The sequence below is a fragment of the Streptomyces speibonae genome, from assembly GCF_984686075.1.
On record NZ_OZ480260.1, the window covers coordinates 6,894,652 to 6,906,071 of the forward strand.

The window sequence follows — 11,420 nt, forward strand, 5'->3', positions numbered from 1 at the left end:
ACGACGATGAGCCAGCAGCAGGACCAGGGCCAGCACGCCGGACCTGCCGTGCCGCAGACCCGCACCGCACGCCACCGCCGGATCGTGGACATCCTCAACCGGCAGCCGGTGCGGTCGCAGAGCCAGTTGGCGAAGCTGCTCGCCGACGACGGGCTGAGCGTCACCCAGGCGACGCTCTCACGTGACCTGGACGAGCTCAACGCGGTGAAGATTCGCAACAACGACGGCGACCTGATCTACGCGGTGCCCAGCGAGGGGGGATTCCGCACTCCTCGCGCGCCGCTGGGGGAGTCCGCGAAGGAGGAGCGGATGCGGCGGCTCTCGCAGGAGCTGCTGATCTCCGCGGAGGCCTCCGCGAACCTGGTCGTGCTGCGCACCCCGCCGGGTGCGGCCCAGTTCCTGGCCTCGGCCATCGACCAGGCGGAGCTCCACGACATCCTGGGCACGATCGCCGGCGACGACACGCTGCTGCTGATCAGCCGAGACCCCACGGGCGGCCAGTCCCTGGCCGACCACCTGCTCCGCCTGGCCTCGCAGAACGGCCACTGAGCGCTCCGCGGGCGGGTGGGAAGGGCCGGTGGTGCGACAGCGGCCCGTCGATGGCCGGTCGCGCTGAGCCGCGGGCAGTCGTGCCGCTGGGGCGGCACGGGTGGGCGCAGGCGGCACCTGGCGAACGCCGCCGAGTGAAGCGCCGGTACCTCAGCCGCAGCGCCGGTCAGCCCAGCCAACCCGCCAACCCACCCGTGCACCGCACCTCGTCCCCCGCCGTGATCAGCAGGCCCTCCACCCCCGGCAGCGACTCCAGCCACCGCAACCCCTCCCGCGACCCCATCGCGAACGCCGCCGTCGCCCAGCAGTCCGCCCACGTCAGCCGCGGCGCCACCACCGTCACCGCCACCAGATCCGTCACCGCCGACCGCCCCGTACGCGGGTCGACGATGTGATCACCCCGCTCGGCCGTCCCGGACGTCGCCACGGCCAGTTCGTCCGCCCCGGCCGCGGAGACCACCGCCGCCAGCCCGCCCGGCCGCAGCGGATCGGACACGCCCACCCGCCACGGCCGCCCCGCCTCCGGCGCGCCCAGCAGCTGGACATCGCCGCCGCCGTTGACGCTCACCCCCGTCGCCCCCGCCGCGGCGAGCCGGCGCGCGGCCCGCTCCGTGGCCCAGCCCTTGACGATCCCGGTCGGGTCGAGCCGCCCCCGGTAACGCGCGCTGAACCAGCCCTCGCTCACCCGCTCCGCCTCCGCGGCCAGCTCCAGCACCTCGGCGACCTCGGGATCGCACTCCCCGACGTCCAGCTCCCCCCGGGCCAGCCGGGAGACCTGGCTGGCGTCGCGGTAGGTGCTGAACACCTCGTCGACCCGGTGCAGTCCGGCGACCGCCTCGCCCAGCGCCGCGTGGACCGCGTCGGGTTCCCCGCCACGGACGTCGAGGGAGAAGACGGTCCCCATCGTCTCCTCCGCATGACGCACCGCGGCGGGAGTCCCGGCCCGCTCGGCCACCGTGTCAGCCACCGGCCTTGTCCAGCGCCGACTGGAGGGACTGCTTGTAGCCGGCGGTCGTGTACGTGGCCCCGGAGACCGCGTCGATCTCCGCGCTGCCCGCCGCCACCGCCGCCTGGTTGAGCTTCGGTACGGCGTTGGAGGTGACCTGGTCGCTCTGTCCGCCCTTGGGGGCCTGGACGGCTTCGGCCTTGGTGATCTTCCCGCCGCTGACGGTGATGCGGACCTGCACCGGCCCGTACTGCGTCTGCGCCGCGTCCCCGGTGACCGTGCGCGCCTGCTCCTCACCGGCGTTCCCGCCGCCCCCGCCGTCACCCGCGCCCGCTTCCGGCGCCCCGGCCGCCCGCGCCTTGTCCAGCGCCGACTGGAGCGACTTCTTGTACCCCGCGCTGGTGTAGGTCGCCCCGGACACCGCGTCGATCTCCGCGCCCTGCGCCTGCACGGCCGCCTGGTTGAGCCTGGGCACGGCGTTGGAGGTGATCTGGTCGCTCTGTCCGCCCTTGGGGGCCTGGACGGCTTCGGCCTTGGTGATCTTCCCGCCGCTGACCGTCAGCCGGACCTGCACCGCCCCGTACTGGGTGTTCGCCGCGTCCCCGGTGACCGTGCCGTCGCCGATGGGCCGGGAACCACCCTGCGGGGACTCGGCCGCCGCGGGCGGGGCCGCGCCGCCGACCGCCTCGGCCGAGCCCGGATCGGACCCCGGCTTGAGCGACAGCAGCAGCACGATCCCGGAGACGGTGGCGGCGGTCGCGAGCACGGCGCGCCGGACGGGGTGACTCTTCCTCATCGCTTCTCAAGCTCCTGAAGGGTATGAATGGCCCGGGTGGATGACCCGTCGCTCACATCTCGAACGACTCGTGGTGGATACGGCGGGCGGGGACCCCGGCGCCGCGCAGTGCCTCGTACACCGACTGCGCGAACCCGGGCGGCCCGCACATGAAGACGTCGTGGCGGTCGACGTCCGGAATCTTCCGCCGCAGGCTCTCCGCCGAGATGTCGGGGCGTTCCCCGTCGGGGCTGTTCACCGCGTACATCAGCCGTGCGCCGCGCTCGTCGGCGATCTTGGCGAGCTCGCTCCACAGGGCCAGGTCCTGGGTGCTGTTGGCCCGGTAGAGCAGGGTGATGTCACCGGCGGCACCGGGCAGTGTCTCGAACAGGGCGCGCATCGGGGTGATGCCCACCCCGCCGGCCACCAGCAGCACCTTGCCGCGGCTGCGGCGCTGCGCGGTCAGCGCCCCGTAGGGGCCCTCCGCCCACACCCGGGTGCCGGGCTCCAGCTCGCGCAGCCGGGAACTGTGGTCGCCGATCGCCTTCACGGTGATCCGCAGCATGTCGGGGCGGGGCGCCGCCGACAGCGAGTACGGGTGGGAGCTGAACCGCATCCCGGGCGCCAGGAACCGCCAGCGGAAGAACTGTCCCGCCTCGGCGCCCATCCGGTGCAGCCGGCGCCCGCTGATCAGCACCGACACGATGCCCGGCGTCTCCTCGATGACCGCCGCGACCCGCATCCGGTGCCGCAGGTTGAGCCGCACCGGCGTGATGATCCGGTACCACACCACCAGCGCGGTCACGGTGCCGTAGAGCGCGTACCAGAAGGTCTTCGCGGTCGGTTCGACGGCGAACTCGTTGCCGGTGGTGATCTGGTGCCAGAACGTCAGGAAGACCGCCGCGTAGGTCAGCAGGTGCACGTGGTACCAGCCGTCGTAGGGCAGCCGGCGCCGGACGGGACCGACGGAGAGGAAGGCGATCAGGAACAGCAGGCCGGTGCCGATGGCGGCCTTGCCCATGTCGGGCAGCGTGTCGATGGAGGTCATCGTCTGGCTGACGATGTCGCCGAGGCTCTTGCCGGCCTGGCGGGCGTAGCCCCACATGATGAGGAAGACATGCGCGATGACCAGGCTGACGGTGTAGCGCCCGCTCATCGCGTGCCAGCGGGCGACCCGGTCCGAGCCCACCCGACGCTCCAGGGCGGGCACCCGCGCCATCTGCAGCACCACCAGGGCCATCAGATAGCCGGCGAGCAGCCCGGTGATCCGGCCCGCGGCGATGATCCTCCCGGTGGTGTCCGCGATGGACGGCGTACTGGTCCACCACAGCCACAGCACGGCCACGGCGCCCGCGCCCACGGCGAGCAGCAGGGGGACCGCGGGGGAGCGGCGCGGGCGGATGCGGCGCATCGTCTGGCGGCGGGCGGCACGGCCGCCGGCGAGCGTGGTGGTCACGGTTCCTCCGTCGGGACTTGACCCTTGGCCCACACATACGTGCCGCACCGCCTGCGCGTTCAGACGAATTCCGGGTGGTGCCCGCAGCCGCCGGGAGGGGCGTGGCCGGAACCGGCCGAGACGCCCGGAGACGGGGGCTCAGAGGCCGGACGGGGGAAGCGGCAGCGGCAGTCCGGGCAGTCCGTCCAGGCTGGTCGCGACGTGCTCCTTCTTGGTGAAGTACGCGTCGAGTGAGGCGTCGTCCTCCCGCTCGAACCGCTTCTGGTGCAGGTCGCGCTCCCCTTCGTACGCCATGTAGGGCACGGCGAATCCGCAGGTGTCGCGGATCAGGTCGGCCGTCACGACGATCACGGCGCGCAGGCCGTGCGAGGCGGGGTCGATGCCGGGGAAGCGGGCGACCAGGCCGGCGAAGCGGGGGTCGTCACGGAAGACGGGCTCGCCGCGGCCGTGGACGCGCACGATGGTGGGCGGGCCATGGAAGGCGCACCACATCAGGGTGATGCGGCCGTTCTCGCGCAGGTGGGCGATGGTCTCGGCGTTGGAGCCGGCGAAGTCGAGGTAGGCCACCGTGAGCTCGTCGAGGACCGCGAAGGATCCCTTGAGCCCCTTGGGGGAGAGATTGACCGTGCCGGCGGCGGACAGGGGGGCGGTGGCGGTGAAGAAGACCGGCTGTTCCTCGATGAACGTGCGGAGGCGGCCGTCGATGCGCTCATAGGTCTTTCCCATGTGCAGCGATTATCGACGCAGACCTTTTGTTTGTCTAAGGAATTTTCTCCCCCGGCCACGCGAATTGACGAACCATGCGGGACCCTGCATACTCATGCATACCAGCGAATGCAGTGTGAGGAGAAACCCGTGACCGAGCGCGTCGTACTCGCCTACTCAGGCGGTCTGGACACCTCCGTCGCCATCGGCTGGATCGCCGAGGAGACGGGCGCCGAGGTCATCGCCGTTGCGGTCGACGTCGGCCAGGGCGGCGAGGACCTGGACGTCATCCGCAAGCGCGCCCTCGCCTGCGGGGCCGTCGAGGCCGAGGTCGCGGACGCCAAGGACGAGTTCGCCGACGAGTACTGCCTCCCGGCGATCAAGGCCAACGCCCTCTACATGGACCGCTACCCGCTGGTCTCCGCGCTCTCCCGGCCGACGATCGTCAAGCACCTCGTCGCCGCCGCGCAGAAGCACGGCGCCACCACCGTCGCCCACGGCTGCACCGGCAAGGGCAACGACCAGGTCCGCTTCGAGGCCGGCATCGTCGCCCTCGCCCCCGACCTCAAGTGCATCGCGCCGGTCCGCGACTACGCCATGACCCGCGACAAGGCCATCGCCTTCTGCGAGGCCAAGGGCCTGCCGATCGCCACCACCAAGAAGTCCCCGTACTCCATCGACCAGAACGTCTTCGGACGCGCGGTGGAGACCGGCTTCCTCGAGGACATCTGGAACGCGCCGATCGAGGACGTCTACGAGTACACGCAGAACCCCGCCGTGCCGCGTGAACCCGACGAGGTCGTCATCACCTTCAAGGAGGGCGTGCCGGTCGCCATCGACGGCAAGCCCGTCACCGTGCTCCAGGCGATCCAGCAGCTCAACGAGCGCGCGGGCGCCCAGGGCATCGGCCGGATCGACATGGTCGAGGACCGTCTCGTGGGTATCAAGTCCCGCGAGGTGTACGAGGCGCCCGGCGCCATCGCCCTGATCACCGCCCACCAGGAGCTGGAGAACGTCACCGTCGAGCGCGAACTCGCCCGCTACAAGCGGCAGGTCGAGCAGCGCTGGGGCGAACTGGTCTACGACGGCCAGTGGTTCTCCCCGCTCAAGCGCGCCCTGGACGGCTTCATCGCCGAGGCCAACCAGCACGTCAACGGCGACATCCGGATGACCCTGCACGGCGGCCGCGCCGTCGTCACCGGCCGGCGCTCCGAGTCGTCGCTGTACGACTTCAACCTCGCGACCTACGACACCGGCGACACCTTCGACCAGGCGGCCGCCAAGGGCTTCATCGACATCTACAGCCTGTCGTCGAAGATCGCGGCCAAGCGCGACCTCGCCTGAGCCGCAGCGCCTGACGACCCCTCGCACGCACTAGCCTGACAGCCGCCTCTCCACGCGCCCGTGGGGAGGCGGCGGCACATCCGGAACCCTCGAGGAGCACGCAAGTGAGCAGCAACAGCGGTGACGTACGGCTCTGGGGCGGCCGATTCGCCGACGGTCCCGCCGAGGCCCTGGCGAAGCTGTCCGCGTCCGTCCACTTCGACTGGCGGCTCGCGCCGTACGACATCGCCGGCTCGCGTGCCCACGCCCGCGTGCTCCACCGGGCGGGCCTGCTCACCGAGGACGAGCTGACGCGCATGCTGGCCGGGCTCGATCAGCTCGAGGCGGACGTCGCCGACGGCTCGTTCACCGGAACCATCGCCGACGAGGACGTCCACACCGCCCTCGAACGCGGCCTGCTCGAGCGCCTCGGCCCCGACCTGGGCGGCAAGCTGCGCGCCGGCCGCTCCCGCAACGACCAGGTCGCCACCCTCTTCCGCATGTACCTGCGGGACCACGCCCGGATCATCGGCGGTCTGATCGCCGGCCTCCAGGACGCGCTGACCGGCCTCGCCGAGGCCCACCCGGACGTGGCCATGCCCGGCCGCACCCACCTCCAGCACGCCCAGCCGGTGCTCTTCGCCCACCATGTCCTCGCCCACGTCCAGGCGCTGTCCCGGGACGCCGAGCGGCTGCGCCAGTGGGACGAGCGCACCGCGGTGTCGCCGTACGGCTCCGGCGCGCTCGCGGGCAGCAGCCTCGGCCTGGACCCGGAGGCGGTCGCCAGGGACCTCGGCTTCGAGCACGGCAGCGCCGCCAACTCCATCGACGGCACCGCCAGCCGGGACTTCGTCGCCGAGTTCGCCTTCATCACCGCGATGATCGGGGTGAACGTCTCCCGGATCGCCGAGGAGGTCATCATCTGGAACACGAAGGAGTTCTCCTTCGTGACCCTGCACGACGCCTTCTCCACCGGTTCGTCGATCATGCCGCAGAAGAAGAACCCGGACATCGCCGAGCTGGCGCGCGGCAAGTCCGGCCGCCTCATCGGCAACCTGACCGGCCTGATGGCGACGCTCAAGGCGCTTCCCCTCGCGTACAACCGCGACCTCCAGGAGGACAAGGAGCCGGTCTTCGACTCCATCGACCAGCTGGAGATCCTGCTCCCGGCCTTCACCGGCATGATGGCCACCCTCACCGTGCACCGCGAGCGCATGGAGGAACTGGCCCCGGCCGGCTTCTCCCTCGCCACCGACATCGCCGAGTGGCTGGTCAAGCAGGGCGTGCCGTTCCGTGTCGCCCACGAGGTGGCCGGCGAGTGCGTCAAGGCCGCCGAATCCGAGGGCAAGGAACTGGACGAGCTGACCGACGAGCAGTTCGCCAAGATCTCCGCCCATCTGACCCCGGAGGTGCGCACGGTCCTCAACGTGCCGGGCGCCCTCGCCTCGCGTGACGGCCGGGGCGGCACGGCGCCGAGCGCGGTCGCGGTGCAGCTGGCGGAGGCGAAGGCGGACGTGGCGGCCCAGCACGTTTGGGCGACGGCCAGGAACCGGAGCTGACGAACCCCTCAGGGGCGGCCGACCGCAGGGGCGCGGGGCCGTACCGATGTGCGGCTCCGCCGCGTGGGCGGTGGGCGCGACGCACCACAGGGCACCCGCGCTCGCGCACCAGCCGAACGGACCGAGCCCTTGGGCCGGCCCGGGCGCATCACGGGTTACGTTGGTCACCACGCCGATCCGGTCCCGACCAACGGAGCCCGCGATGCCCTTCGCCCGACTGGCAACAGCGACGACCCCCACCTGCCACATCGGCCTCGGCCTCGCCGCGGTCGGCCGCCCCGGCTACATCACTCTCGGCCGGGAGCACGACCTCGGGGAGGACCGCAGCGTCGAGACTCTGCGCAGCCGCACGCACGAACTCCTCGACGCCGCCTACGCCCAGGGCGTGCGCTACATCGACGCCGCCCGCTCCTACGGCCGCTCCGAGGAGTTCCTCGCCGACTGGCTGAAGAAGCGGCCCGACGTCGACGACGTCGTCATCGGCAGCAAATGGGGCTACACCTACACCGCCGACTGGTCCACCGACGCCGAGCGGCACGAGGTCAAGGACCACTCACTCGCCGCGTACGAGCGGCAGCGCGCCGAGTCCGCGGAACTGCTCGGGGACCGGCTCGACCTCTACCAGATCCACTCGGTGACGCCGGAGAGCCCCGCCCTCACCGACAAGGAGCTGCACGCCCGGCTCGCGGAGGCCGCGGAGCAGGGACTCACCGTCGGCTTCTCCACCAGCGGCCCCGCCCAGGCGGACGCCATCCGCGCCGCCCTCGCCGTCACGGTCGACGGCGCGCCCCTCTTCCGTACCGTGCAGTCCACCTACAACCTGCTGGAGACCTCCGCCGGTCCCGCGCTGGCCGAGGCACACGACGCCGGGCTCACGGTGCTCGTCAAGGAGGGCATGGCCAACGGCCGGCTGGCCGCGCCGAACGCCCCCGAAGCGCTGCGCGCCGTCGCCGACGAGACCGGCCTGGGCCCCGACGCCGTCGCCCTCGCGATGATCCTGCGGCAGCCGTGGGCCGGTGTCGTCCTCTCCGGCGCGGCGACCGTCACCCAGCTCGCGTCCAACCTGCACGCCGCCGTCGTCGACCTCACCGAGGAACAGGCGGCACGCCTCGACGCCCTGGCCGAGGATCCGGACGCCTACTGGGAGCGGCGCGGCCGGCTGCCCTGGCACTGAACCCGGGCGCGCGCAGACCCCGCGGCACCCCCTCGCACAGCCGGCGCTACGCCGCCTTCGCCTTGCTCGCGTACATGTCGACGTACTCCTGCCCCGACAGCCGCATCACCTCGGCCATCACCGAGTCGGTCACCGCCCGCAGGACGTAGCGGTCACGGTCCATCCCCTCGTAGCGGGAGAACTCCATCGCCTCGCCGAAGCGGACCGTGACCCGCCCCGGCCGGGGCAGACCCGCGCCCCCCGGCTGGAGCTTGTCCGTGCCGATCATGGCGAACGGCACCACCGGCGCGCCGGTCATCAGGGTGAGCCGGGCGATGCCGGTGCGGCCCCGGTACAGCCGGCCGTCGGGGGAGCGGGTGCCCTCCGGGTAGATGCCGAAGACGTTGCCCTCGTCCAGCACCCGGCGCCCCGTCATCAGCGCCGCCACCCCGCCCCGGCCGCCGTCGCGGTCGACCGGGATCATGCCGACGCCGGTGAAGAACCACGCCATCAGCCGCCCCTTGAGGCCCTTGCCGGTGACGTACTCGTCCTTGCCGATGAAGAAGACCTGGCGGTCGCAGACGATGGGCAGGACGATCGAGTCGATGAACGTCAGATGGTTGCCGGCGAGGATCACCGCACCGTCGCCCGGAATGTTCTCCGCGCCCTCCACCCGTGGGCGGAACATCAGGCGCATGATCGGACCGAGCACTGCCTTGATGAGCGCGAAGCGGGACAACGGGCCCTCCGGTGGGAAGCGGACGTCGGCGCATGACGAATGCCGTATGTGTCTGTGCAGGTGAGGACATTACTCGCGGCCCGGGGGTTGCGCACATCGGGCGCATGGGAGTTCACCGAGGTCTTACTCACTCTTGACCCGGGCTCACCTGCGGCACCCGGCCCGCCATGGTGACGCAACACGGCCGTCACGCTGTGACGCACCTCGCCCGGCCGGGCACGCCGCACGCGTGCCCGTGTTCGGCCGGGCCCAACCGGACGAGCCGTCACATCCCCGCAGCAATACGACAGACGTACGTCATCCGTATGAGGGGCGTACGCCATTCAACGTCACCCGTGTGTTCGGCCCGGGGTCTCCCACAGGTCATCGACGCCCCCCTACGATCGGCCCGCACCGGACCAGCCGACACCAGGAGGACACTCATGGCAACGCGGGAGTCGAACGAAGAGACGAGCGGGACCGGGCGGCGCGCCCTCCTCGGCGCGGCGGTGCTCGGCGCCTCCGGAGCGGTCCTCGGCGCGGCCGGTACGGCGAGCGCCGCCGGTGCCCGCCACGGCCGGGGCGGAGGGCTGCGGAGCCTTCCCGTCCCGACGGTCATCGGCCACCGCGGGGCCAGCGGGTACCGGCCCGAGCACACCCTCGGCTCGTACCAGCTCGCCCTCGACATGGGCGCCGACGTCGTGGAGGCCGGCGACCTCGTGCCCACCAGGGACGGTCACCTCGTCTGCCGGCACGAACCGGAGATCGGCGGCACCACGGACGTCGCCGACCACCCGGAGTTCGCCGACCGGCGGACCACCAAGACGCTGGACGGCGACCCCGTCACCGGATGGTTCACCGAGGACTTCACCCTCGCCGAGCTCAAGCGGCTGCGCGCCGTCGAGCGCATCCCCGCCAACCGCCCGCACAACACCCTCTACAACGGCCGCTGGGAGATCCCCACCTTCGAGGAGGTGCTGCGCTGGCAGGACGAGCAGACCCGCAAGCGCGGCCGGCAGGTCTGGATCTACCCCGAGACCAAGCACCCCACCTACTTCCGCGCCCTCGGCCTCGGCCTGGAGGAGCGGGTGGCGAAGATCCTGCGCAGGCACGGCAAGCACCGCAGGAACTCGCCGGTCATCCTCCAGTCGTTCGAGCCGACCGGCGTCCAGCGGCTGAGCAGGCTGGTGGACAACCCGCTCGTGGTGCTGCTGTCCGACGCCGATTCCCGTCCCTGGGACTTCGTGGAGTCCGGCGACCCGCGCACCGTCGCCGACCTCATCACCCCGAAGGGCCTGCGGGAGATCGCCTCCTACGCACAGGGCATCGGCCCCACCCTCGACCTGGTCATCCCCCGTGACGCGAGCGGCAGGCTCACCGAGCCGACCACCCTGGTCCGCGACGCCCACCGGGCCGGCCTGCTCCTGCACCCCTACACGATGCGCAACGAGAACCCCTTCCTGCCCGCCGACTTCCGCACCGGTACCGACCCGGACGCCTACGGCGACGTCTTCGGCGCCTACCGGACCTACTTCGCCACCGGCATCGACGGCGTCTTCACCGACCAGCCGGACACCGGGCTGCTGGCCCGCGAGGACTTCGTCAACGACTGAGCGCTCCGCCCCCCGGTGGGGGTGAATCCACGCCCGCCCCGGGCAACCCTGCCCGGGGCGGGCGAGTCGTCGCGCGTATGACACACGAGCCGGTCACGGCGTACGAACTGATCGTCTCCCTGCGTGCGCTGCTCAGTGCGGAGGCCTCGGCCGAGGCGCCCGGCTGCGGGGCCGAACCGGGCGACCTGGAACAGGCGGTCTGGCTGCGCCTGCTGGAGCGCCTCACCACGGACGGCCCGCCGCCGGACCCGCCGGGCTGGCTGCGCCGGGCCGTACGCACCGAGGCCCGCCGCACCCGCCGTACCGCCCGCCGGGAAACGGCGTTGACCGGCGAGCCCGCGGACGCCGGCCACCACGACCCCGAACGCCTCGCACTGGCCGCCGCCCGCCGCCGCGCCCTGCGGGACGCCGTACGGCGGCTGCCCGGCCGCTGCCCGCGGCTGATGGAGGCGATGCTGTCCCCGGGAGACCCGACATACCGGGAAATCGCAGGGGAGTTGGGTATCTCACAAGGCAGTCTTGGCCCGGAACGTTCCAGATGCCTGGGATGTCTGCGGCGTTTGCTCACACGGGAGGTTGCGGCGCGCTGAGGACGGGGATAGGAGTGAGGGACGACAGGTGAT

Annotated in this window: 11 protein-coding genes; 6 read left to right on the forward strand and 5 right to left on the reverse strand. The window is 72.0% G+C overall.

The window, feature by feature from the left end; translation table 11 throughout:
- Positions 1-6 precede the first annotated feature (6 nt).
- Positions 7-549 (forward strand): arginine repressor, encoded by a 543-nt coding sequence (locus tag AC5L3C_RS31060; protein WP_125508046.1) that lies wholly within the window; start codon positions 7-9, stop codon positions 547-549.
- A gap of 166 nt (positions 550-715) precedes the next feature.
- Here AC5L3C_RS31060 and AC5L3C_RS31065 read toward each other — a convergent pair whose 3' ends face one another.
- The 4 genes from AC5L3C_RS31065 to AC5L3C_RS31080 form a co-directional block, all read right to left on the reverse strand.
- Positions 716-1,453, reverse strand: coding sequence for an FAD:protein FMN transferase (locus AC5L3C_RS31065; protein ID WP_493654099.1), 738 nt, complete (start codon positions 1,451-1,453; stop codon positions 716-718).
- A gap of 55 nt (positions 1,454-1,508) precedes the next feature.
- On the reverse strand, positions 1,509-2,291 hold the full coding sequence (locus AC5L3C_RS31070) for an FMN-binding protein (protein WP_493652344.1): 783 nt from the start codon (positions 2,289-2,291) through the stop codon (positions 1,509-1,511).
- 52 nt (positions 2,292-2,343) lie between these two features.
- A complete protein-coding gene (locus tag AC5L3C_RS31075; RefSeq protein ID WP_493652346.1) occupies positions 2,344-3,726 on the reverse strand; it encodes a ferredoxin reductase family protein in 1,383 nt (460 codons plus the stop codon).
- Positions 3,727-3,864: 138 nt separating this feature from the next.
- Positions 3,865-4,452, reverse strand: a complete 588-nt coding sequence (locus AC5L3C_RS31080; protein ID WP_493652348.1) for a pyridoxamine 5'-phosphate oxidase family protein — start codon at positions 4,450-4,452, stop codon at positions 3,865-3,867.
- A gap of 129 nt (positions 4,453-4,581) precedes the next feature.
- Here AC5L3C_RS31080 and AC5L3C_RS31085 point away from each other — a divergent pair, with 129 nt between their 5' ends.
- From AC5L3C_RS31085 to AC5L3C_RS31095, 3 genes are all read left to right on the forward strand, one after another.
- On the forward strand, positions 4,582-5,775 hold the full coding sequence (locus AC5L3C_RS31085) for an argininosuccinate synthase (RefSeq protein WP_493652350.1): 1,194 nt from the start codon (positions 4,582-4,584) through the stop codon (positions 5,773-5,775).
- A gap of 104 nt (positions 5,776-5,879) precedes the next feature.
- On the forward strand, positions 5,880-7,313 hold the full coding sequence (gene argH / locus AC5L3C_RS31090; RefSeq protein WP_493652351.1) for an argininosuccinate lyase: 1,434 nt from the start codon (positions 5,880-5,882) through the stop codon (positions 7,311-7,313).
- A 202-nt stretch (positions 7,314-7,515) separates the two neighbouring features.
- The gene (locus AC5L3C_RS31095) at positions 7,516-8,487 is read left to right on the forward strand and encodes an aldo/keto reductase (RefSeq protein ID WP_493652352.1); all 972 of its coding nucleotides are present in this window, start codon (positions 7,516-7,518) and stop codon (positions 8,485-8,487) included.
- A gap of 46 nt (positions 8,488-8,533) precedes the next feature.
- Here the strand turns inward: AC5L3C_RS31095 and AC5L3C_RS31100 are convergent, their stop codons facing one another.
- A complete protein-coding gene (locus AC5L3C_RS31100) occupies positions 8,534-9,205 on the reverse strand; it encodes a lysophospholipid acyltransferase family protein (RefSeq protein WP_493652353.1) in 672 nt (223 codons plus the stop codon).
- A gap of 422 nt (positions 9,206-9,627) precedes the next feature.
- On the opposite strand from AC5L3C_RS31100, the gene AC5L3C_RS31105 reads away from it, so the two are divergent.
- Together AC5L3C_RS31105 and AC5L3C_RS31110 are read left to right on the forward strand one after the other, a co-directional pair.
- A complete protein-coding gene (locus AC5L3C_RS31105) occupies positions 9,628-10,797 on the forward strand; it encodes a glycerophosphodiester phosphodiesterase (protein WP_493652355.1) in 1,170 nt (389 codons plus the stop codon).
- Between the two features lie 77 nt (positions 10,798-10,874).
- The gene (locus AC5L3C_RS31110) at positions 10,875-11,387 is read left to right on the forward strand and encodes a sigma-70 family RNA polymerase sigma factor (protein ID WP_493652357.1); all 513 of its coding nucleotides are present in this window, start codon (positions 10,875-10,877) and stop codon (positions 11,385-11,387) included.
- Positions 11,388-11,420: the final 33 nt, after the last annotated feature.